The 22,283-nt window shown below is 68.7% G+C and carries 15 protein-coding genes and 1 riboswitch; of the genes, 9 read left to right on the top strand and 6 right to left on the bottom strand.

All coding sequences use genetic code 11. The annotated features are described in order from the left end of the window. Positions 1-24 precede the first annotated feature (24 nt). Positions 25-1,707: a S8 family peptidase gene (locus RZR99_RS14190; protein WP_323120404.1), complete on the bottom strand. Its 1,683-nt coding sequence runs from the start codon at positions 1,705-1,707 to the stop codon at positions 25-27. A 442-nt stretch (positions 1,708-2,149) separates the two neighbouring features. Here RZR99_RS14190 and RZR99_RS14185 point away from each other — a divergent pair, with 442 nt between their 5' ends. After that, positions 2,150-3,046 carry a glutamate/aspartate ABC transporter substrate-binding protein gene (locus tag RZR99_RS14185; RefSeq protein WP_323120403.1) on the top strand — a complete coding sequence of 299 codons (897 nt, stop codon included), beginning with the start codon at positions 2,150-2,152 and terminating at the stop codon, positions 3,044-3,046. Between the two features lie 147 nt (positions 3,047-3,193). Here RZR99_RS14185 and pbpC read toward each other — a convergent pair whose 3' ends face one another. Next, on the bottom strand, positions 3,194-5,431 hold the full coding sequence (gene pbpC, locus RZR99_RS14180) for a penicillin-binding protein 1C (RefSeq protein ID WP_323120402.1): 2,238 nt from the start codon (positions 5,429-5,431) through the stop codon (positions 3,194-3,196). 7 nt (positions 5,432-5,438) lie between these two features. Then, the gene (locus RZR99_RS14175) at positions 5,439-11,456 is read right to left on the bottom strand and encodes an alpha-2-macroglobulin family protein (protein WP_323120401.1); all 6,018 of its coding nucleotides are present in this window, start codon (positions 11,454-11,456) and stop codon (positions 5,439-5,441) included. A gap of 296 nt (positions 11,457-11,752) precedes the next feature. Here RZR99_RS14175 and RZR99_RS14170 point away from each other — a divergent pair, with 296 nt between their 5' ends. The 6 genes from RZR99_RS14170 to ypfJ all read left to right on the top strand — a co-directional run bounded on the left by RZR99_RS14170 (position 11,753) and on the right by ypfJ (position 18,027). Continuing rightward, a complete protein-coding gene (locus RZR99_RS14170; protein ID WP_323120400.1) occupies positions 11,753-12,271 on the top strand; it encodes a sugar dehydrogenase complex small subunit in 519 nt (172 codons plus the stop codon). Then, positions 12,271-13,884, top strand: coding sequence for a GMC family oxidoreductase (locus RZR99_RS14165; protein ID WP_323120399.1), 1,614 nt, complete (start codon positions 12,271-12,273; stop codon positions 13,882-13,884). Before RZR99_RS14170 ends, RZR99_RS14165 begins: the two co-directional genes overlap by 1 nt. A gap of 1 nt (position 13,885) precedes the next feature. Further along, positions 13,886-15,181 carry a cytochrome c gene (locus RZR99_RS14160; RefSeq protein ID WP_323120398.1) on the top strand — a complete coding sequence of 432 codons (1,296 nt, stop codon included), beginning with the start codon at positions 13,886-13,888 and terminating at the stop codon, positions 15,179-15,181. A gap of 262 nt (positions 15,182-15,443) precedes the next feature. Beyond that, positions 15,444-15,863: a DoxX family protein gene (locus RZR99_RS14155; RefSeq protein ID WP_323120397.1), complete on the top strand. Its 420-nt coding sequence runs from the start codon at positions 15,444-15,446 to the stop codon at positions 15,861-15,863. Positions 15,864-15,929: 66 nt separating this feature from the next. Further along, entirely contained in the window at positions 15,930-17,021 is a 1,092-nt protein-coding gene (locus RZR99_RS14150; RefSeq protein ID WP_323120416.1) for a porin, read from the top strand. A gap of 118 nt (positions 17,022-17,139) precedes the next feature. After that, positions 17,140-18,027: a KPN_02809 family neutral zinc metallopeptidase gene (ypfJ, locus tag RZR99_RS14145; RefSeq protein WP_323120396.1), complete on the top strand. Its 888-nt coding sequence runs from the start codon at positions 17,140-17,142 to the stop codon at positions 18,025-18,027. Between the two features lie 149 nt (positions 18,028-18,176). Here ypfJ and RZR99_RS14140 read toward each other — a convergent pair whose 3' ends face one another. Continuing rightward, positions 18,177-19,055 carry a LysR family transcriptional regulator gene (locus tag RZR99_RS14140; protein WP_323120395.1) on the bottom strand — a complete coding sequence of 293 codons (879 nt, stop codon included), beginning with the start codon at positions 19,053-19,055 and terminating at the stop codon, positions 18,177-18,179. A gap of 161 nt (positions 19,056-19,216) precedes the next feature. On the opposite strand from RZR99_RS14140, the gene RZR99_RS14135 reads away from it, so the two are divergent. Beyond that, positions 19,217-20,608, top strand: coding sequence for an MFS transporter (locus tag RZR99_RS14135; RefSeq protein ID WP_323120415.1), 1,392 nt, complete (start codon positions 19,217-19,219; stop codon positions 20,606-20,608). A gap of 10 nt (positions 20,609-20,618) precedes the next feature. Here the strand turns inward: RZR99_RS14135 and RZR99_RS14130 are convergent, their stop codons facing one another. Both RZR99_RS14130 and RZR99_RS14125 read right to left on the bottom strand, forming a co-directional pair. Continuing rightward, the gene (locus tag RZR99_RS14130) at positions 20,619-20,879 is read right to left on the bottom strand and encodes a transcriptional regulator (protein ID WP_323120394.1); all 261 of its coding nucleotides are present in this window, start codon (positions 20,877-20,879) and stop codon (positions 20,619-20,621) included. 115 nt (positions 20,880-20,994) lie between these two features. Beyond that, positions 20,995-21,312 carry a hypothetical protein gene (locus RZR99_RS14125; RefSeq protein WP_323120393.1) on the bottom strand — a complete coding sequence of 106 codons (318 nt, stop codon included), beginning with the start codon at positions 21,310-21,312 and terminating at the stop codon, positions 20,995-20,997. Between the two features lie 159 nt (positions 21,313-21,471). Next, a riboswitch (yybP-ykoY riboswitch) is annotated at positions 21,472-21,646 on the top strand. A gap of 6 nt (positions 21,647-21,652) precedes the next feature. Between RZR99_RS14125 and mntP the strand changes: the two genes are divergently transcribed. After that, positions 21,653-22,222: a manganese efflux pump MntP gene (gene mntP / locus RZR99_RS14120; protein ID WP_323120392.1), complete on the top strand. Its 570-nt coding sequence runs from the start codon at positions 21,653-21,655 to the stop codon at positions 22,220-22,222. Positions 22,223-22,283: the final 61 nt, after the last annotated feature.

Genomic DNA, 22,283 nt, shown 5'->3' with positions numbered 1-22,283 from the left:
ACCGCCCCGCCGCCGTTTCCGCGCTTACTTCGATGTCGACGCGGACGCCACGGCTGCCGCGGCGTCGAGGATCCCGGCGCCCGGCGGCAGCGCCGAGCACGACGCGGTGGCCGCTACCGGCGACGGACGGGCGGTCGCCGCGAGCTTCTGCGCGATCTGCGCGGGCGTCAGCAGCGGATTGACCGACAGCATCAGCGAGATCACGCCCGTCACCTGCGGCGCGGCGAGACTCGTGCCGCTGTCGGTCGCGTAGGCGTTCGCGACCGGCGACGTGGTGCCCGTGTTGGTCGTCGACAGGATGCTCGAACCGGGCGCGCTGAGCGTGATTTCCGGGCCGAAATTGCTGTACCACGCGCGCCGGCCGGTGTTGTCGGTGGCCGCGACCGAGACCACGCCCTTGCAGTTGGCGGGGCGGTCCTGCGAGGTCGACAGGCCGTCGTTGCCGGCTGCCACCACGACGCTCACGCCGAGTGCGTTCACGTCGTTGATCGCCTGCTGGAACGTGTCGCCGCACGGCCCGCTGCCGCCGAGGCTGAGGTTGATGACCTTGGCCGGCGTCGGGTTGTTCGGCACGCCCGCGACCGGTATCCCGGCCGCCCAGCGCATCGCGTCGGCGATGTCGCTGGTCGAGCCGCCGCACTTGCCGAGCACGCGCACCGGCAGGATCTTGCTGGACCAGTTGACGCCCGCGATGCCGATGCCGTTGTTCGCGCTGGCGCCGATGATGCCCGCGACCTTGGTGCCGTGCCAGGTGCTGTTGTTCGGTGCTTTTGCGCAGTTGTAGAACGGCCCGCTCGGGTCGCTCAGCTCCTGCTGCGTGACCCAGTCGCCCGGATCGGTCGCGTCGGGGCCCCGGCCGAGACCGGTGTTGCCCGCGCTGATGCTGGAGATGAAGTTGTAGCCCGGCAGCAGGTTGGCGGCGATGTCCGGGTGCGGACGGTAGCCGGTGTCGAGTACGGCGGTCACGAGGTTCGTCGCGCCGGTCGTCACGTTCCATGCATTGGGCAGGTCGATGCCGGCGGCCGGATCGAACAGATCCCATTGCTGCGAGTAGAGCGGATCGGTCGGCGTCGAGCTGACGAACAGCCGGCGATCGGGCTCCGCGTAGGCGACGTCGGCGTCGGCCGCGAAGGCCTGCGCGAGCGCGGCGGCGTCCGACGCGGCCATTTTCCGGCCGAGTGCCAGCAACGCCGCGCCGTCCGACAGGGTGCGCTCGACCTGCACGGCGGGCTGTGCAACGTTTGCGGCGTAGGCACGCGCCTGGCCGCCCTGGGTGCCTTGCGCATTCCACTGCGACATCACGCGCGCGATCACCGCGTTGACCCGGGTCGAATCGCTGCTCGCGGCCATGATGCGCGCGCCGGAGGCGGACGCCGACGCGGTGGCCGTGCCTTGCAGCTTGACGATCAGGTGATCGACCGGGGCGTCCTGGGTGGCGTTGCCGGGCGTCGACGAACTGGAAGCGGAAGACGACGTCTGGTTCGCCGCGCATGACGCGTTCGTGTTCGACGAGGGGACGGAGCCGGTGGGGGTGGGGGTGGTCGGCGCGGGCGCCGGGGCGGCGGTGGACGGCGTGGGCGACGGGCCGTCGCCGCCTCCGCCGCCGCATCCGGCGAGCGGAACCAGCAAGGAAACGGAAAGAATTCCGGCGAGCGTGCGTGCCTGACCGAAGCGTACCTGGGCGGGATTGAAACGTTTGACTTTCATGTTGGCACTCGATCCTATGGTTCGTAACCGCTGTCCCACGGTTAAGGCGGTCGAGACCCGGAGGCATGGAAGGGCCGGAAGCGTCCTCGTACTTAATTGGCATCCCGATACATCCGCCGGGTCTTTCCCGTGTCCCCATCGCGCTTGTCGGTGCTCGATTGGGGCTCTTGGATGTGGGTAACGGCGCCGTTTAACATTTCTTAATAGTTGCGGCGAAAATGATTCGTCGCGGGCCGTCGCACGGGGACGGCGCACGGCCGGCGGCGCCGCCGTTTATGCGGACACTGCATAGAAGGGGGCGGAAAGCGCCGGAACGAACGGAACGGCGGCGGTTCATCCGCGCCGAAACGACCGGAACGGGTGCTTCGCTTGTCCCGATACGCCGCTTTTTTTGACGGGATTACGATCGCTTTTCATTCGATTCATTCATCAGGAGAAAAGCATGCATCGTCGTCTCGGCTGGCTGGTCGCCGCCGCGTTTTGCGTCGCAGCCGGCACCGTCCACGCGCAGGCACTCACGGGCACACTGAAGAAAATCAAGGAAACCGGCGTGGTGGGGCTCGGAATTCGCGAGTCGTCGGTCCCGTTCTCGTACTCGGACAATCAGCAGAAGAACATCGGCTATTCGCGCGACATCGCCGCGAAAATCATCGACGCACTGCGCAAACAGCTGAATGCGCCGGGCCTCGTCGTCAAGGAAATCCCGATCACGTCGCAAAACCGGATTCCGCTGGTGCAGAACGGCACGATCGATTTCGAATGCGGCTCGACGACGAATACGCTCGAACGGCAGCGGCAGGCCGCGTTCTCGAACAGCATCTTCCTGTACGGTATCCGCTTCAGCACGCGCAAGGATTCGGGCGTGAAGGACTTTCCGGACCTGGCGGGCAAGACGGTGTCCACGACCGCCGGCACGTCCGACGAGCGGCTGCTGCGCAAGCTCAACGAAGAAAAGAACATGAACATGACGATCATCAGCGCGAAGGATCACGCCGAGGCGTTCCTGAACGTGACGTCGGGGCGCGCGGCGGCGTTCGTGATGGACGAGCCGCTGCTGTACGGCGAGCTGGCGAAGGAGAAGAACCCCGGCGCCTACACGGTGGCGGGGACGCCGCTCGTGCATGAAAACTACGCGTGCATGCTGCGCAAGGACGATCCGGCGTTCAAGAAGGTGGTGGATTCGGTGATCGCGCAGATGCAGACCTCGGGCGAGGCCGAGACGCTCTACGACAAGTGGTTCACGCAGCCGATTCCGCCGCGCGGCCTCAACCTGAACTACGCGTTGTCGCCGGAAATGCGCGCACTGTTCAGGAATCCGAGCGACAAGGCGCAGTACTGACGCACGGCGCGCGGCGGGGATGACGCTACGCGTCTTCGTGTTCCGTCGGCCGTGCCCGCGAGGCGCAGCGCAACGGCGCCGCGTTTGCCGCGTGGCGCTCGATGAGCGGCAGGCATCCGCGTCGCGGCGGCACGCATCGGTACGGGGTCAACGGGTCCGCTGCGCGCCCGGCGGCACGTCGGGACGAGCCACCGCGCCGCGCACCTCGAACTTCACGGTATCGGCGACCGCGCCCTTCGCATCGAGCAGTTCCAGCACGTGCCGTCCGGGCCACGGCAGCCACGCCAGACGCTCGCCGTGCCCGAGCACCCGACCGTCCAGCCGCCACGTGGAGCGCCCGCCGTCGCCGGCGTCGCGCTCGAACCAGACGCGCTGATGCCGAGGCGGAATGTCGGGGTCCAGCGCGAAGATCGTGCCGTCGGTCGGCGCGCCGATCGCAAGCGGCGCACGGCGGGCACCCGGCGCGGCGCCTGCCGCCGCGGCCAGCCGCACGGTGTCGACCTGCGTGCCGCGCACGAACCATTCGCTGCGCGCGGGCTCGATTCCGCGCTCGAACGACACGCGGGTCTGCACCACGCCCGTGGGCGGCTTCGGCGCGGCGCCGCCCGCGTCGCGCTGCAGGTAACCCACGATCGCGGCCCATACGGGCGCGGCGCCGGTGACGCCCGACACGTCCCACATCGGCGAGCCGTCGGCGTTGCCGACCCAGACGCCGACCGTGTAGCGCGACGTGTAGCCGATCGTCCAGTTGTCGCGCATGTCCTTGCTGGTACCGGTCTTCACCGCCGAAAAGAAGCGCGTCGCGAGCGGGCTGTCGAAGCCGAACGTGCGGGTGCGCGCGTTGTTGTCGGCGAGCATGTCGGTGACGATGAAACTCGCGTCCGGGCTGAACACGCGCGTGCCGGGGGGCGGTGTCGCCGCGCCCGTACCGTTGCGCGCGAGATCGACCGTCGGACGCGCGAGCCCGCCGTTGGCGAGCGCGCGGTACGCATTCGCGAGCGACAGCAACGTGACGTCGGCGCTGCCGAGCGCGAGGCTGAAGCCGTAGTAGTCGCCTTCCTGCGTGAGCGGCAGGCCGAGCGCGGTCAGGGTGCGCGCGAAGCGGTGCGGGGTCACGAGCACCAGCGTGCGCACCGCCGGCACGTTCAGCGACGAGCCGAGCGCGGTGCGCACGCTGACCCAGCCCTTGAAGTTCTTGTCGTAGTTCTGCGGGATGTAGAGGCCGCCGCCCGCCGCGAGATTGACGGGCGAATCGTCGAGCAGGGTGGCGCTCGTCAAGCGCCGCTCGTCGAGCGCCTGCGCATACAGGAACGGCTTGAGCGTCGAGCCGGCCTGCCGCAGCGCGAGCACCGAATCGACGTCGCGCGCGTTCGACAGCGCGCCCGACGATCCGACCCACGCGAGGACGTCTCCGCTGGCGTTGTCGATCACGACGGCGGCGCCGTCCTGCACGTTGCGCCGATGCGCGGGCGCGTTCAGTTCGGTCAGCGAGCGGGTCAGCGTGTCGCGCGCGAAGCGCTGCAGGCCGGCATCGAGCGTCGAGCGGACCCGCGCGCCGGCGGCGGGGTGCGCTTCGGCGGCGATGCGGCGCGCGAAATGCGGCGCGAGCGCATCGGTATCGGCCCAGGCGGCCCCGGCGGGTCGCGCGAACGCGAGCTGCACGAAGCCGTCGAGATTCGTGCAGCTCGCGGCGGCGCGCATGTCGCGCAGGATCCGGCACGCGCGGTCGGTCACCTTCGGATAGGGCGCGTTCGGCGCGCGGACCAGCGCGGCGGCCACCGCGGATTCGCGTTCGTCGAGTCCGGACGGCGCCTTGCCGAACAGCGTCTGCGACAGCGCGGCGAGGCCCACTGTTTCGCCGCGGAACGGCACCAGGTTTAGGTAGGCCTCGAGGATCTGATCCTTGCGCCACGAGCGCTCCAGCCATAGTGCATTGACCGCCTGACCGGCCTTCTGCGGCAGCGAACGCTGGCCCGAGCGGCGCGGCGTGTCGCCGAGCAGGCCCGCGAGCTGCATCGTCACGGTCGACGCGCCGCGGGTGCGCTCGTTCCACAGGTTCGCCCATGCGGCGCCCGCGATGCCGCGCCAGTCGACGCCGCTATGCGCATAGAAGCGCTTGTCCTCCGACACGACGATCGCCTCGCGCAGCGCCGGCGAGATGTCGGCGAGCGCGACCCAGTCGCCGCGCCGCGCCGTGCGGTCGACCCGGACGCGCTGCAGCGGCTCGCCGTCGCGCGCGAGCAGCACCCAGTCGGAGCTGCGCCAGCCGCCGCGCACGTCGTCGTAGCTCGGCACGGCGTGCGCGGCGAGCGGCGCGGCCACGCAGGCCGCGAGCACGGCCCGCAGGACGGCGGCGCCCGGGCGCCGCGAAACCGCGCGCTTCATCGCCCGCTCACGGCTTCGCGGCCGCCGCCGGTTTCACCGTGACGGACGGATTCGGCCACACGCCGTACGTCGACGGCGCATACAGCGCCTCGACGCGGGTCGGCGGCAGCCCGAAGGTGCCGACGTTGTTCAGCCGCATCGTGTACTCGATCGACAGCTTGCCCTTCGGCAGATAGTCGTAGTACGCGCGATACCCGTCGAAATCGCGTTCGATGAAGGCCGGCCAGGTGCCGTCGCGCGACGCGTTCTCGCCCTGCGTCGCGATCTCGGAGTCGCGGCCGAGCCCCGAACCGAGGATGGTCGCACCCGCCGGCACCGGATCGTTGACGGCCACCCAGGTCATGTCGGTCTGCGCATCGATGTCGAGCTTCACGCGCACCACGTCGCCGCGGCTGTAGACGCCCGGTACGGCCGGATCGACCGGCGTGACCGTCTTGACGATCCGGTAGCCGGCCGCGAACGGCGCCTTGAGCGGCACCGCCGCGAGGCTCTCGATCGTCGCCCACGGCTTGCCCGGGCCGTCCTGCGTCAGCAGCAGCGACGCCGGCGCGGTGCGCGCCGCCGGCCACGGCAGCATCAGGCTGCGCACCGCGCCGGTGCGCGCCGCCGGCGTGGCCGATGCGGCGCTCGCGGCTGTGGCGGCGGGCTGGCTCCACGCCACGGTCCTCTCGGTATCGCCGAGCCGGATCTTCGTCTGACCGCCGACCGGGGTGCTCTCGTAGGTGCGCGAGAAGCGTTCGACCGCGAGCGAGCCGAGCGCGTTGGCGGTCGTGGTCTGCCACGCGCCGTTGCGTTGCAGCGCGAGCAGGCCCGCCGTCACGCGCGGCAGTTCGTCCTTCCACGCGGGGTCGCCGGCGAACTCGAGCGCAAGCCGCGCGGCATTGGTCTCGTTGCTCGTCATCAGCCACCACAGATCGTCGTCGCGGGCGCTCGAGAAGGTCAACTGGGTGCCCTGGTAGGTCAGCCGCGCGCGCAGGATCTGCTCGACCTGAGCGCGTTTGTCGTCGCGCTGCGGGATGTCCTTCACGCGGGCGAGGATCGCGTGATAGTCGAGCAGCGCGGAGGTCGGCCACTGGTTCGGCGCCAGTTCGATCGAGCCGAGCATGCGGCCCTGCGCGGCGCCGTGGCGCGACAGCGCCTCGATCGCGGCCAGCTTGCGCAGGTCGAGATCCTTGCGCGGCGCCCAGCCGTCGCGCTGGATCCGACCGTCGACGAAGCGAGCCAGCCCGCCTTCGAGCTGGGTTCGCACGTCGTCGGGCAGCGCGAAGCGCGGATCGAGCCGGGCGGCTTCGTCGGACAGCACGAGCAGGTACGACGATAGCGTCGGGCTGCCGTTGCGGCTGCTGTCGGAGGACGGCGGGAAGTAGTTCGCGAGACCGTCGCGGTCGAGATAGACCGGTATTTTCGCGATCAGCGACTGCCATTGCGCGGGATCGCGCAGGCCGATCGCGCGCGACGCCTGCTGTTCGAGGCAGCGGTACGGATAGCGCTCGAACCAGCGCTGCACGCCGGGCAGGCCGTCGGCGAGCTTCGGCTGCAGCGAGATCGCGATGCCGCCGCGCGGCAGCTTGGATTGCGTGAGCGCGGCGCCCGCCGGCGCATCGACCGGTACCGACAGCGAGCCGTCGATCTGCGCGAGCGTTGCCTGCTGGACGGTGACGGGCAGCGCGGGCGCGACCTTCTGCGTGATCGACAGCGCGTCCGCCGCGCGCGCGCCGCCTTGCTCGGCCGCGCCGACGGACCAGACGAGGGCGCCTGCCGCGTCGGCGAGCCCTTCGGGCACGGCGGCGCTCCAGACGATCTCGCGCGACGTGTCCGCCGGCAGATCGACGGTCTGCGCGGCAAGCGCGAGGCCCGCGACCTTCGGCGTGACGACCACCTTCATCGCGCGCTGCGTGGTGTTGCGCAGCGTGAACTGCGCGTTGAAACCGTCGCCTTCGCGGACCAGCGGCGGCAGCCCGGAAATCAGCTGCAGATCCTGGGTACTGCGGATCGTTGCGCTGCCGGTGCCGAACTTGTCGGCGCCCGCCGAGGCGATCGCGACGATCCGGAAGCGGGTCAGCGAATCGTTGAGCGGCACGTCGAGCGACGCCTCGCCGTTCGCATCGAGCGTAACGCGCGGCTTCCACAGCAGCAGCGTGTCGAACAGCTCGCGGGTGGGCGCCATCCCGCCGCCGCCGCCCGCGGGCACCGCCTTGCGTCCGAAGTGGCGGCGTCCGACGATCTCCATCTGCGCGGTCGATGTCTCGACGCCGTACGCGCGCCGCTGCAGCATCGCGTCCAGCAGATCCCAGCTCTGGTTCGGCATCAGTTCGAGCAGCGCCTCGTCGACGGCGGCCACGGCGATCTGCGTGCCGGCGGGTACCGGCTTGCCGCCGGGCAGCGCGACCTTCAGTTTCACGCGCGCGGTGCCGCGCACCGGGTAGCTGGCCGCATCGGGCGTCACCGTGACGCCGAGGCGGTGCGATGCGGTACCGACCTTGATTTCGGCGAGACCGTAGCGGAACGCCGGTTTCGACAGGTCGACGAGCGGGGTGGGCGCCTCGTAGTGGCGGCCCTCGCGCCAGAACGCGCGCGCCCATTCGATCGGCGTCTTCCAGCCCCACGTGAAGAACGAGTACCACGGCACTTCGCGCAGCCGGCCGCGCAGCGCGAGGACCGACACGTAGACGTTCGGCCCCCACGACTCGCCGACCTTCAGGTCGATGGTCGGGTTCTTGCCGTTCAGCTTGACGACCTGGGTTTCCATCACGCCGCCGCGTTCGACGGCGACGAGCGCCGTCGCATAGCGGAACGGCATCCGCACCTGGAAGCGGGCGGTATCGCCCGGCTCGTACGCGGTTTTCTCGGGAATCACGTCGATGCGGTCGGTATTGTCGCCGCCGAACCAGAGTTCGTCCTCGCGGGTGACCCACACCGAGGTGGTCGCGTTCGCGGTGTTGCCCGCGCCGTCCTTGACGATCGCCACCAGTTGGATGTTGCCCGCCTCGCCGAGCGTCGCGTCGCACGACACGATGCCCTGCGCGTCGGACTTGCCGCTGCACAGCGTGCCGAGATCGCGGGTTTCGTTGCGGTTGTCGTACGCGTAGAAGCCGCCGACCATCCGCTTGCGCGACGTCGTGGTGATCCGCGCATAGCCCTTGATCTCGACCGGCGCGGACGCGCGCGGCTTGCCCTGCAGATCGACCACCAGCGCCTGCACCGGCACCTTGTCGCCCACCGATACCCAGTGGCCGGCCTTGATGCCGGTCGCGAGCGCGGCGGGCCACAGCATCGCGTCGCCGCGCAGCGTCTGGATCTCGCCGTTCGGGTCGGCGAACGTCGCCTCCAGGCCGAGCCGCTTCGGCGCGCTGACCTTCGGCAGCGACTTCAGCACCAGAGACCCCGAGCCGTTGCGGTCGAGCGTCAGCGGCTCCTTGTCGGCGATCAGTTTCGCGGCGTCGGGGTCGGGCGACGCGCTGCTGTCGGCGTCCGCGTCGTCGTCGCCCGTGTCGTCGGCGCCGGAAGCCGCCGTGTCGGCGCGGTACGGCTCGAAGCTGTAGTCGGCCCAGGTGTCGGCGAACGGCGGCGGCGCGCTCTTGACGAGGGCCGACACCTGCACCGGCAGGCTGGATGCGCCGCCGCCCGCGACGTAATCGATCTGCACCGCGAGCGGCGCTTCCTTCGTGGCGATCAGCGGGCTGGTCTTGACGTTGCGCACGCCGATCGACCCCTTGAATACCGGCAGCCGGAACGCCTCGACCCGGAAGCTGCCGCTGTCGTAGCTCATGTGCGGCGAGTCGTCGTCGCCGCTGCCGTCGTCGAGCGACACGTCGTATTCGCCGAGCTTCGCGGCCACCGGCAGCGTGAAGCTCGAATCGGCCGAGTGGTCGGCCGCCCAGGCGAGCGGCAGGTGATAGGTCTGGCCGCTGCCGAGGTGGCGGATCGTCACGCGGGTCGGGTAGCGCGGCGGGAACGCGAGCGTGTCGAGCGTCTCGACCCGCAGGTAATGCTTCATCGACACGGTTTCGCCGGCACGCAGCAGCGTGCGGTCGAATACCGTGTGCGCGCGCTGCGTCGCGTCGCGGCTGGTGTCGGTCGGCACGTTGAAGCGCCACGATTCGATCCCGCGATTCCAGTCCGAGCGCACGAACGCCATGTCGGGACCGGTCTTCGGATTGTCGACCCGGGCCGACACGAAGTAGTCGCCGAAGCCCGCCGAATCGCCGCACGCCCGGCGCGGCGCAAGCGTCTCGTCGATCCGCAGCAGCCCGCGCGCGTCGGTCTTGCCGGCCGCGATCTGCTCGCCGTTGCAGTCGGACACGCGCACGTCGGCGTTCGGCACCGGCTGGCCCTTGTCGAGCGTCGTGACCCACACGACGCTGTTGTCGCGGCCTTGCTTCAGATGCACGCCGAGATTGGTCACCAGCACGGCGGTGCGCACGTACAGGGTGGCGGGCCGCGCGAGCAGCGAACCGCCGAGCGCGGGCGACGCGAGTTCGAGCACGTAGAAGCCCGGCTTGTCGATCGGCACGCCGACCACCTCGAACGGCCGCAATGTGTTCGGATCGGCTTTCGGCAGCGTCAATGCCTGCACGCCCGGTTCGCCCGCGAGCAGCGACAGCGAGCGGATATCGACGATCCGGTTCCCGCCCGTCAGCGCCGGCTCGCCATGCTGGCGCGGCACGAATACCGGGTTCTTCGCGCGGGCCAGCAGGCCGGGGCGCGCCTGGTCGATATCCTTGACCGGCATCGACCAGCCGTCGAAGCGATCGACGAGCCGCATCCATTCGCGGATCTGCGTGTCGTTCTCGACCTTGAGGTTGGCGAATTGCGCGCCGCCCGTGTTGAGGCCGGCGATCTTCAGGTCCGCCTCGACGTTGCGCAGCGTAACCGGTACCAGCGCGGGCGCGCCCGGCTCCGCGAAGCGCTCGATGATGCCGAACGTGCCCGACGAGAACTTCGCGAGCGGCGGCATCGGCGCGGTGCGGGTGGCGAGCGGGAACAGATCGGGGTTGTTGAGCGGGCGTCCGCTCACGTCCTTCAGACCGGCGGGCAGCGCGATCGTCAGATCGGCCTGCGCGGGCAGCGGCGCTGCGAATTCGACGCTCGAGGTCTCGGGATCCTTGTCGTCGGGCTTGAAGGTGGGGGCGATCTTGCCTTGCGGGCCGGCGAGCGTGATCTTCTCGGCATCGGCGCGCGCGATCGGCGCGTTGAAGGCGATGCGCAGCGGCCGCAGCGGCGTGCACGGCGCTTTCGCGTTCTCGCGCTCGCACGAGAAATTCGCGGCGAAGGGCTCGCGCACCGTGTAGTCGAAGCGCCGCTCGGTGTCGTTCGCGATGCCGCTCGGGCTCGCGATGCCCTTGCCGTAGACGAGCTGCATCTTGACGCCGGCCGGCAGCGCTTGCGCGCACGTGACGGTCAGCACGCGGGCGGCATCCTTCTTCCAGCGGAAATGATCGAGCAGCACGGCGCGGGTCGATGCCTCGGCGGCCTTGACCGGAATCCGGTTGCCGATGCCGGCGGCTTCGCACCACATGCCGGCGAGCACCGACGCGTCCGTGGCCGGGCCGTTCAGCTTGAGCACGAAGACCTGCTGTTCCTCGATCTGCTCGTCGTCCGGGCGCACGGTGACCGGGAACGGGCCGCCTGTTTGAAACGAGAAGTGGCGCGGGCCGGCGGCCGCGTGACCCGCGACCGAACTCAATCCCGGGTTCAGTTCCACGGAGCAGCGCACGCCGGGCGGGAGATCGTGCTCGAAATCGTACGCCCAGGTCTTCTCGTCGATCCAGCGGCCCTGGCCGCGTCCCGCTTCCGGGTCGGTGCACGCGACGCGCGCCGGATTCGGCGCCGACGCGGAGCCGAACGCGACCATCGCCTCATCGAACTTGACGACGGTCTGGCGGATCTGCGCGACCGTGCCTTGCGGCGACACGCTGGTCACGCGCGCCGCATCGGCGCGCCATGAGCCCGTCGAGAGCGCCCCCGCTGCCAGCGCGGCGACCGCGCCCCAGAGCCGGATTTTATTTGACGTGTTGTGCTTCATCGATCGATAGCCCTCGGAGGGAAGCTTTTCTGAATGCAGCCGATTCTAACTGACGGCCATGACCGGCCTGTTGCCCGCGACGCGTCGGGCAGGATCGCGACATGATGATTTAACGAATCCGCATGCTGAACTAACAGAATTTCGTACAAATGCAGATTGTGTGGGAATACGGAATATTTAATGGACTATAAAGGGATTGTTCTATCTGTAATGAACGCGTACATTTCGGGTCCACGCCGAAGTTTGCGAAAGATCAAGACTGGTTTTCCCGAATCCGGCGTCTGAGAGAAGGAACGATGAATAACGACTTGACTCCCCACTCGCGTCGCATCGACGACGCTGCCGCGAACGCGGCCTCAGGCATCACCCGGCGTCAGTGGCTGCAAGGCGCGCTTGCGCTGACCGCGGCCGGCCTCGCCGGTTCGCTCGCGCTGAAGGCCCTGGCCGACAGCCCGGGCGGCGCGCCCCTCGATGCTTTCATGACCCTTTCGCAATCGCTGACCGGCAAGACGGGCTTGAGCCGCGCGGTCGGCGAGCGCCTGCTGCAGGCGTTGCAGAAGGGCTCGTTCCAGATCGCCGACAGCCTGCCGCAGCTCGCGGGCGCACTGGCGTCCGGCGGCGCGTTGACGTCCGACCAGGAAGCGCTCGCGTTGCGCATTCTCGAAGCCTGGTACCTCGGCATCGTCGACAACGTCGTGATCACCTACGAGGAAGCGCTGATGTTCGGCGTGGTATCCGACACGCTGGTGATCCGTTCGTACTGCCCCAACAAACCCGGCTTCTGGGCCGACAAACCGATCGAGAGGCAAGCCTGATGGCCGATACACAACAAGCCGACATCGTCGTCGTGGGCTCGGGCGTTGCGGGTGCGATCGTCGCGCACCAGCTCGCGATGGCGGGCAAGTCGGTGATCCTGCTCGAAGCGGGGCCGCGGATGCCGCGCTGGGAAATCGTCGAACGCTTTCGCAACCAGCCGGACAAGATGGATTTCATGGCGCCGTATCCGTCGAGCGCGTGGGCGCCGCATCCGGAGTACGGTCCGCCGAACGATTACCTGATCCTGAAGGGCGAGCACAAGTTCAATTCGCAGTACATCCGCGCGGTCGGCGGCACGACGTGGCACTGGGCCGCGTCCGCGTGGCGCTTCATGCCGAACGACTTCAAGATGAAGACGGTGTACGGCGTCGGCCGCGACTGGCCGATCCAGTACGACGATCTCGAGCATTACTACCAGCGCGCGGAAGAGGAGCTGGGGGTGTGGGGCCCGTCGGCCGAGGAAGATCTCGGTTCGCCGCGCAAGGAACCGTATCCGATGGCGCCGCTGCCGCTGTCGTACAACGAAAAGACGATCAAGGCCGCGCTCAACGGCTACGACCCGACGTTCCACGTGGTGACGGAGCCGGTGGCGCGCAACAGCCGGCCGTACGACGGGCGGCCGACCTGCTGCGGCAACAACAACTGCATGCCGATCTGTCCGATCGGCGCGATGTACAACGGCATCGTGCATGTCGAGAAGGCCGAGCAGGCGGGCGCGAAGCTGATCGACAACGCGGTCGTGTACAAGCTCGAGGTCGGGGCGCAGAAGAAGATCGTCGCGGCGCTCTACAAGGATCCGAAAGGCGTCGAACACCGGGTCGAGGGCAAGTATTTCGTGCTGGCGGCGAACGGGATCGAAACGCCGAAAATCATGCTGATGTCGACCAGCGCCGACTTTCCGAACGGTGTCGGCAACAGTTCGGACATGGTCGGCCGCAACCTGATGGACCACCCGGGCACGGGCGTGTCGTTCTACGCGGACGAGAAGCTGTGGCCGGGGCGGGGCCCGCAGGAGATGACGTCGCTGATCGGCTTTCGCGACGGCGCGTTCCGCGCGACCGAGGCGGCGAAGAAGATCCATTTGTCGAACCTGTCGCGGATCGATCAGGAAACCCAGAAGATCTTCAAGGCGGGCAAGCTGCTCAAGCCGGCCGATCTCGACGCGCAGATCCGCGACCGCTCGGCGCGCTACGTGCAGTTCGACTGTTTCCACGAGATCCTGCCGCAGCCGGAAAACCGCATCGTGCCGAGCAAGACGGCGACCGACGCGATCGGCATCGCGCGTCCCGAGATCACCTATGCGATCGACGACTACGTGAAGCGCGGCGCGGTGCACACGCGCGAGATCTACGCGACGGCGGCGAAGGTGCTGGGCGGCACGGAGGTGGCGTTCAACGACGAATTCGCGCCGAACAACCACATCACCGGCGCGACGATCATGGGCAAGGATGCCCGCGATTCGGTGGTCGACAAGGACTGCCGCACGTTCGACCACCCGAACCTGTTCATCTCGAGCAGCTCGACGATGCCGACGGTCGGCACGGTCAACGTGACGCTCACGATCGCGGCGCTCGCGCTGCGGATGTCCGATCAGATCAAGAAGGAAATCTGACGTGTTGAAACATACTCTCTCCTTCATCCTGGCCGGCTGCCTGGCATTGCCCGGCCTCGCGCGCGCCGCCGACGCGCCCGCGCCCGCGGCTTCCACCCACGATGCGGCGCTCGTCGCGCGCGGCCAGTACCTGGCCGTCGCGGGCGACTGCATGGCTTGTCACACGGCGAAAGGCGGCAAGCCGTTCGCGGGCGGCCTGCCGATGCCGGTGCCGATGCTCGGCACGATCTACACCAGCAACATCACGCCGGATCCGGATACCGGGATCGGCAAGTGGACCTTCGACGACTTCGAGCGCGCGGTGCGTCACGGGGTGTCGAAGGACGGCGACAATCTGTACCCGGCGATGCCGTACGTGTCGTATGCGAAGGTCAGCGACGACGACGTGAAGGCGCTGTATGCGTACTTCATGAGCGGCGTGAAGCCGGTTCAGCAGCCCGCGCCGAAGAACGACATCCCGTGGTATCTGAGCATGCGCTGGCCGCTCAAGATCTGGAACGCGCTGTTCCTGAAGACGGGCCCGTACCAGCCGAAGCCGAGCCAGAGCGTCGAATGGAATCGCGGCGCGTACCTGGTGCAGGGGCTCGCGCACTGCGGCACCTGCCACACGGCGCGCGGCGTCGCGATGCAAGAGAAGTCGCTCGACGAAACCGGCGGCAGCTTCCTGTCGGGTTCGGTGCTGGCGGGCTGGGACGGCTACAACATCACGTCGGACCCGAACGCCGGGATCGGCGCGTGGACGCAGCCGCAGCTCGCCCAGTACCTGCGCACGGGCAGCGTGCCGGGGCTTGCGCAGGCGGCCGGTCCGATGGCCGAGGCGATCCAGCACAGCTTCTCGCTGATGACCGACGCGGACATCGCCGCGATCGCGGCCTACGTCCGCACCGTGCCGGCCGTGAGCGACGGCAGCACGCAGCCGCGCTCGGCGTGGGGCAAGCCGTCGGACGACGGCACCCGGCTGCGCGGCGTGCCGCTGGCCGCGACGGGCATCGATCCCGCGCGCCTGTATCTCGGCAACTGCGCGACGTGCCACCAGATGCAGGGCAAGGGCACGCCGGACGGCTACTACCCGTCGCTCTTCCACAACACGACGGTGGGCGCATCGAACCCGATCAACCTGGTCCAGGTGATCCTGCACGGCGTGCAGCGCAAGGCGGGCAGCGAGGATGTCGGCATGCCGGCGTTCCGCAACGACCTGTCCGATGCGCAGATCGCCGCGCTCGCGAACTATCTGACCGGGCAGTTCGGCAATCCGGCCGCGAAGGTGACCGAGCAGGATGTGGCGAAGCTGCGTTAAGCTCCGTCAGTCGGAGTCGGAGTCGGAGTCGGAGCGGTACGCTCCTCGCGGTCGCTGACCGCCGGGGAGGGCAGGCATCGCACCGGGCAGCGCCCCGGTGGCAGGTTGCGGCAGAACGGGAAGCGGGGGGGGGGCCTACCCCCCCGCCCGGGGGGGTGGGGGGGCAACCCGGGCAGGCGCGCGGCGCTAGCCGGGCCGCGCGCTTCGGATCGGCAACGGCGGTGTGCGGAATTTCGCGTACTGCGCTCAATTTCTATCCAACATGACATCGAGACAATCTTTTCTCGCGTCCCAAAAAGACGTACTTCTTCTCCTTTCCCGCGTCTTCATCGTCATCCTGTTCATCCTGTTCGGCTGGGAAAAACTGCTGAATTTTTCCGGCACGACCCAATACATGGCGAGCACCGGCGCACCGCTGCCCGTCGTCGCGGCGGCGGTCGCGGTCGTCATGGAGTTCTTCGTCGGCATCGCGCTGCTGGTCGGTTTCCACACGCGGCTGCTGGCGCTGCTGCTGGCGCTCTACACGATCGGCACCGCGCTGATCGGTCACCACTACTGGTCGATGCCCGGGCCCGAGCAGATGAACATGATGATTCATTTCTACAAGAACCTGGCGATCACGGGCGGGCTGTTCGCGCTGTGCGCCGCCGGTCCGGGGCGCTATTCGCTCGATCGCGGCTGATCGGCGGGGCGTGTCATTCAACCTGAGAGAAAACAACAGGCAGGAGATATGAACTTGCGTTTGACAATGATCCTGGCGCTCGCGGCGGCCGGACCGGCCGCCGCATTGGCGCAAACGAGCGTGACCCTGTACGGGCGCGTCGACGGCGGCATCGAATACCTGAACCACATCGCGAATCCGTCCGGCGGCAGTTCGACGCGCTGGAGCGCGGAAAGCGGCGATTGGGGCACCAGCATGTTCGGCCTGAAGGGCGTCGAGGATCTGGGCGGCGGCCTGTCGACGATCTTCAACCTGGAGACGGCGTTCCAGGTGATGAACGGCAACACGGGCGGCGGCAAGATGTTCTCGCGGCGCGCGTTCGTCGGCCTGAAGAGCAACGACTGGGGCACGTTCCAGGCCGGCCGCAACCTGTTCATCGACAGCGACGGCGTGTGGGAATTCGATCCGTTCGTGCAGCAGGCGTTCTCGTCGGCGTCGCTCGTGCGCGGACGCAACTGGCAGCAGACCAGCAACAACGTCGAGTATCACAGCCCGGTGTTCGGCGGCTTCGACATCCAGGGGCAGTACGCGTTCGGCAACCAGTCGCGCGGCTTCAACTACGGCGCGCCCGACGATTTCGGCCGGTCCGACGGCATCATGATTTCGTACCACTCGCCGGTGCTCGACGTGCGCGGGATCTACGACGAGCTGCGCGACGCCAACGGGCGCTTCAGCAACGTGTTCACCAGCTCGCGCGAGTACTTCGTCGGCGCGAACGTGAAGGTGCAGAAGTTCAAGATCCAGGGCGCCTATACGCATTACTCGGCGCCGGACACGCCGGCGGGGCTCGCCGATCGCGCCGATCACTTCTGGCTCGGCGCGACCTACCAGGCGGATCCGCAATGGGCGGTGACGGGCGGCGGGTATTACATCCGGGTCGGCAGCGGCGGCGGCGACGCGTCGCACGACCCGTCCGGGCACGCGATGCTGTACGCGCTCGGCACGACCTATAACCTGTCGAAGCGGACCTTCCTGTACGGCACGGTCGCGTACGTACGCAACGGCGGGAACTCGAATTTCTCGCTGCTCGCGACGCCGCGCGACGCCACCTCGGGCACCAGTCCGATGACGGGCGAGTCGCAGACCGGCGCGTACGTCGGGATGATGCACACGTTCTGAGTCCGAGCCGGCAAGCGAGGATGAGCCGGCCCGGGCAGCGGCGTCGCCCGGGCCGTTTTTGCAGGCGGCATGGACGCGGCGGGCGGATGCCGCCGTCTTGATCCGATGGAGTTTCACGATGCGTCTCGACAACGAATCCGAAAGCCAGAACGTGGAAGATCGCCGGGGCGGCGGCGGGTTCGGCGGCCGGCGCGCAACCGTGGGTATCGGCACGATCGTGGTCGCGCTGGCCGTTTCCTATTTCTTCGGCGTCGACCCGCGCGTGGTGATCCAGGGTGCGTCGGTGCTGCAGGGTTCCGCGCATCCGGATCCGGGCGCCCAGCCTTCGGCCCAGCGCGCGCCCGCGGCAGACCCGCAGGCGGTATTCACGCGCAAGGTGCTCGGCAATATCGAACGCACGTGGCAGACCGTCTTCCAGACCCAGCTGCACGCGCAATATGTCCCGCCGAAGCTGGTGCTGTTCACGAATTCCACGCCGACGGCGTGCGGCAACGGGCAGTCGGCGATGGGGCCGTTCTACTGCCCGGTCGATCAGAAGGTCTATATCGATCTCGCGTTCTACAACGAACTGCGCCAGCGCTTCGGCGCCGGCGGCGACTTCGCGCAGGCCTATGTGATCGCGCACGAAGTCGGTCATCACGTGCAGAAGCTGCTCGGCATCTCGGACAAGGTGGACGCGGCGCGCGCCCGCGCCGGCAAGACGCAGGCGAACCAGCTGTCGGTGCGGCTCGAACTGCAGGCCGACTGCTTTGCCGGCGTCTGGGCGAACAACGCGCAGCGCGCCAACCGACAGTTGCTTGAACCCGGCGATATCGAACAGGGGCTGAACGCGGCGGCCGCGATCGGCGATGACCGGCTGCAGCGCCAGAGCCAGGGTTACGTGGTGCCCGAGGCGTTCACGCACGGCACCAGCCAGCAGCGCGTGTATTGGCTGAGGCGCGGCCTCGAAAGCGGCGACGTGCGCCAGTGCGACACGTTCGCGGCGAATCAGGCGCCGCAAGGCTGACGCGCGCTGCGCTCAGGTTCGCGGCGGCGGACCGGCATGAGGACAAGGGTTTCGGCGGTGCGCCGAAGCCCTTTTTTCATGACGCGCGATCGGCCGCGGGACGGCCGCTCATCCGGCATCGACGCGCCGCTGCGGCGACGGCTCCGACATCACGACGCGGCATCGGCCGGCGCGAATTCCCCGACCACCGCGCCGATCAGCGCCTGCACGCGCGCGGTCTTGTACAGGTCGGTATGCGCGACGAGCCAGATGTCGAAACGGTCGCCGCGTTTGGGCATCAGGCGGACCAGCTCCGGCTCCGTATCGGCCCGGAAGCGCGGGAGTTCCGCGACGCCCAGGCCGGCGATCGTCGCCTCGACCAGCATCATCGTCGACGAGGTCTGGAACATCACGCGGCCGCGCGACGTCGGCTCCCCGCATAGCGAATCCCACATCGACGGCACGACCGGCTGCTGGTACATCACCAGGTCGTGTCCGTCGAATGCGGTGCCTTCGGCCGGTTCGCCGCGCGCGGCAAGATACGCGCGCGACGCATAGATGCCCGATTCGAGCTGGCCGAGGCGCCGAACCACGAGGTCCGGCGCCTCCGGGCGCACCGTCCGGATGGCCAGATCCGCCTCGCGGCGGGTCAGGTTCGCGACGCTCTGCGACGTCACGCATACCACGTCGATGCCGGGATGCGTGCGCCGCAGGCGCGCGAGCGCCGGGATCACGAAGCGCTTGCCGAGCGAGTCGGTCGTCGCGATCCGGATCGTGCCGCAGAGCTGGTCGTCGAGGCCCATCACGCGCCGTTCGATCTGCAGCGCCGCGCGCTCCATGGTTTCCGCCGGCTCCCGCAGCGCTTCGCCGGCGGGCGTCATCACGTAGAGCGTCGGCGTGCGCAGGAACAGCCGCGCGGACAGGGCCTCCTCCAGCGCGGCAAGGCGGCGGCCGACGGTCGCCTGGTCGACGTTCAGCTGCGCCGCCGCGGCGCGCAGCGTGCCGGTGCGCGCGATGGCGAGGAAGAAGCGGGCGTTGTCCCAGTTCATGATCGTGCCGAATGTCCCGAGGGCAGAGTAGATGATGCACTTTTGCATCATTGAGATGCAGATTATCTGCTTTCTTGCATTTCAAGGAGTTTATAGACTCTCCGCATGAACCGGGAACCCCTATGACCGAATGCACCCTCGCTCCTCCGAGCGCCGACCCGATGCCCGATGCCGCGGCCGCCGAACGCCGCGCCGCGCGCCGGCGCCGCTTGACGCTTGCGCTGGTCGCGAGCGGGATGTTCATGGGCGTGCTCGACACGACGATCGTCAACATCGCGCTGCCGGCGCTGCATGCCAGCCTGGGCGCGAGCGTGCCGGCGCTGGCGTGGATCGTCGATGCGTATGCGCTGAGCTTCGCCGCGCTGATCCTGATGGGCGGCGTGGCCTCCGACCGGTTCGGCGCGAAGGCCGTCTATCTGGCCGGGCTCGCGCTGTTCGTGGCGGCGTCTGCGGCGTGCGGGGCCGCGCCGACGGTCGCGGTCCTGGTGATCGCGCGGCTCGCGCAGGGCGCGGGCGCGGCGCTCTATCTGCCCGCGTCGCTCGCGATCGTGCGCAGCACGTTCGCGGTGCCCGTCGAACGGGCCCGGGCGATCTCGGCCTGGGCGGGCATCGCGTCGGTGGCGGCCGCGATCGGGCCGGTGGCGGGCGGCCTGCTGGTGGACGGCTTCGGCTGGCGCAGCGCGTTCCTGGTCAACGTGCCGGTGGGCGTGGCGGCGCTGGCCGGCGCGTGGGCGCTCGTGCGCGCATCGAAACCGGCCGGGGCGCGGCCGTTCGATTGGGCCGGACAATTAACGGGGGCGGCGGCGCTCGGCGCGCTGTGTTTCGCGGCAATCGAATTGCCGGCGCGGGGCATCGGCGCGACCGAGGTCTGGGGCGCGGCGCTGATCGCGGCGATCGCGACCGGTTTGCTGGTGGCGATCGAGCGGCGAGTGCGGGATCCGATGGCGCCGCTCGGCTGGTTTCGCAATCGCGTGTTCGTCGCCATGAATCTGGCGGGGAGCCTGGTCTATGTCGGATATTTCGGCCTGCTGTTCGTGCTGAGCCTCTATCTGCACGGCAAGCTAGGCATGAACGCGCGTCAGACCGGGCTGGCGCTGCTGCCGCTGGCGGCGAGCCTGTCGCTCGGCAACCTGCTGTCGGGCAGGCTGCATGGACGGCTGGGTGCGATGCAGATGATGGCGGGCGGACTCGTGCTGGCCGCGCTGGCCGTGCCGGCGGTGGCCGGGCTGCTCGATGCGGGCGCGCCCTGGTTCGCGGTCGATGCGGCGATGGCGGCATTCGGCATCGGCACGGCGCTGTCGGTGCCGCCGATGATCGCGACGGTCCTTGAGCAAGTGCCCGCGAACGCGGCCGGGGTGGCATCAGGCCTGCTCAACGCGCTGCGTCAGGCGGGCAGCCTGCTCGGTGTGGCGATGGCAGGAGCAGCGGCAATGCTGACGCTGCGCTGGTCGGTGGCATTGTGGGCGGTGGCCGCGATCGGGTTCGTCACGTATGCGGCGGCGGTGGGCACCGTGCTGGCCGCGATGAGGGCGCGGCGGTCGGCGCCGGGGTGACGTCGGCGTTTCAGCCCGGTTTGTCGAACTCGCCGGCTTCCAGATCCTGCCCGAAGTACGCCAGCCAGTCGCCTTCGTCGCCCCATGCGTAGTCCTTCGATACGCCGGTCGCGCGGCGGGTGAGGGCGATCATGCCCTTCAGGCCGATGACCTCGTCGCCTTTCGGCTCGGTCGTGTCGGTTTGCCGGAGATCGAAATCGTCCGCGGTATACCCGTTGCGGTGCAGGATCGCGAGGTAATCCCCGTGTTCGGAGGGGTCGATCAGGCGCATGGGGGCTCCTTTGGGCGTGAGTGCAGGATGACGTCGCCGGTCGGCGGGCGGGTATCGGCCGCGCAGGGCGGGGGCCGCTCGGCTCGTACCGCGTGAAAGACGCTTGCCGCGCCAGCTAGCGCTTCGGGCCCTTCATGTTTTCGACCTCCATTGCGGCCTGCCATTCCTCGTTCGCCTCGATGGGATCCATCGCGTCGTCGATCGACGACGTCGCCCGTTCTGCCGCCGCCCGCGTTTCGTCGGGCAGGATGTCGGGTTCGTCCGCATCGTCGCCCGGCGGCTGCATCATGTCGCGCAGCATCGCGGTCAGCTCCGGCGTATCCCACGGCAGGCCGCGCTGGGTCCGGACCTTGATGTAGTGCCGGACTTCCGCATCCTGCTCGGCAGTCAGCGGCAAGCCGCGGAAAGTGGATTCGGGGTCGGGCTGAAGCATGGCGCTCTCCTGCGATGCGTGGCCCCAGTGTAGTCCTCTTGCGGACCGCCAGGTATCCCGGCGCGGTGCTCGGCCCGGCGCCCGCCCGCCATTCCTGTCTCGAAAAGGGCGTCACGGCGGCTCCATGTATTACACCAGCCTTTCGACCGTGGTATGCTCGCGGCTGTCTTTGGGGAGTAGCCGGCTTCCATCTGCGTGGAAGCGCCTGCGTCAACATTCTCGGTCGCACAGACCGTGGCGCAGGTAGCCGTTCGGTTGGCAAGACCATCGACACACCACGCGACCGGTCGGGCGCGGCGGTGTGTCGTGGTTTTCAGCCCGACCTTGAGCGCTTACTCTTATGAATCCCGTCGCCACGCTGTTCCTTGCCTTTGCCATGTCCACCGACGCCTTCGCCGCCGCTATCGGCAAAGGCGCCACGCTCCATCGCCCTCGCTGGAGCGAGGCGATCCGGACCGGGCTGATCTTCGGTGTCATCGAAGCGCTGACGCCCCTGATCGGGTGGTTCCTCGGCAAGGCCGCCGCGCAATACGTCTCCGCGTGGGATCACTGGATCGCCTTCACGCTGCTGTTCGTCCTCGGCGCTCGCATGATCGTCAACGGCCTCACCGCGAAGGAAGAGGACGTGGAGAAACCCGCGACGCATTCGTTCTGGCTGCTGGCAATGACCGGCTTCGCCACGAGCATCGATGCGATGGCGGTCGGCGCGGGTCTCGCGTTCGTCGACGTCAACATCTACTCGACGGCCGCGGCGATCGGTCTTGCCACCATGGTGATGGTGACGATCGGCGTGATGCTCGGGCGCGTCATCGGCCGGGTCGTGGGGCGGCGGGCGGAGATCGCCGGCGGTGTAGTGCTGATCGCGATCGGCGGCACCATTCTCGCCGAGCACCTGCAGATTTTCAGCTGATCGACCGTGCTTACGCCGGGATCACGCCGGTTCAGTCGGGCGCTGCGGTCGAAAAGGGATG

It is taken from the genome of Burkholderia alba (genome assembly GCF_034721475.1).
In the GTDB taxonomy this organism is placed as follows: Bacteria; Pseudomonadota; Gammaproteobacteria; order Burkholderiales; family Burkholderiaceae; genus Burkholderia; species Burkholderia alba.
This window is presented reverse-complemented; position numbering and strand designations above follow the sequence as displayed.

Excerpts from the sequence above, each read along its gene's own strand:
- RZR99_RS14190 (WP_323120404.1), bottom strand. The coding sequence starts at position 1,707 with ATGAAAGTCAAACGTTTCAATCCCGCCCAGGTACGCTTCGGTCAGGCA.
- RZR99_RS14185 (WP_323120403.1), top strand. The coding sequence starts at position 2,150 with ATGCATCGTCGTCTCGGCTGGCTGGTCGCCGCCGCGTTTTGCGTCGCA.
- pbpC (WP_323120402.1), bottom strand. The coding sequence starts at position 5,431 with ATGAAGCGCGCGGTTTCGCGGCGCCCGGGCGCCGCCGTCCTGCGGGCC.
- RZR99_RS14175 (WP_323120401.1), bottom strand. The coding sequence starts at position 11,456 with ATGAAGCACAACACGTCAAATAAAATCCGGCTCTGGGGCGCGGTCGCC.
- RZR99_RS14170 (WP_323120400.1), top strand. The coding sequence starts at position 11,753 with ATGAATAACGACTTGACTCCCCACTCGCGTCGCATCGACGACGCTGCC.
- RZR99_RS14165 (WP_323120399.1), top strand. The coding sequence starts at position 12,271 with ATGGCCGATACACAACAAGCCGACATCGTCGTCGTGGGCTCGGGCGTT.
- RZR99_RS14155 (WP_323120397.1), top strand. The coding sequence starts at position 15,444 with ATGACATCGAGACAATCTTTTCTCGCGTCCCAAAAAGACGTACTTCTT.
- RZR99_RS14150 (WP_323120416.1), top strand. The coding sequence starts at position 15,930 with ATGATCCTGGCGCTCGCGGCGGCCGGACCGGCCGCCGCATTGGCGCAA.
- ypfJ (WP_323120396.1), top strand. The coding sequence starts at position 17,140 with ATGCGTCTCGACAACGAATCCGAAAGCCAGAACGTGGAAGATCGCCGG.
- RZR99_RS14140 (WP_323120395.1), bottom strand. The coding sequence starts at position 19,055 with ATGAACTGGGACAACGCCCGCTTCTTCCTCGCCATCGCGCGCACCGGC.
- RZR99_RS14135 (WP_323120415.1), top strand. The coding sequence starts at position 19,217 with ATGCCCGATGCCGCGGCCGCCGAACGCCGCGCCGCGCGCCGGCGCCGC.
- RZR99_RS14130 (WP_323120394.1), bottom strand. The coding sequence starts at position 20,879 with ATGCGCCTGATCGACCCCTCCGAACACGGGGATTACCTCGCGATCCTG.
- RZR99_RS14125 (WP_323120393.1), bottom strand. The coding sequence starts at position 21,312 with ATGCTTCAGCCCGACCCCGAATCCACTTTCCGCGGCTTGCCGCTGACT.
- mntP (WP_323120392.1), top strand. The coding sequence starts at position 21,653 with ATGAATCCCGTCGCCACGCTGTTCCTTGCCTTTGCCATGTCCACCGAC.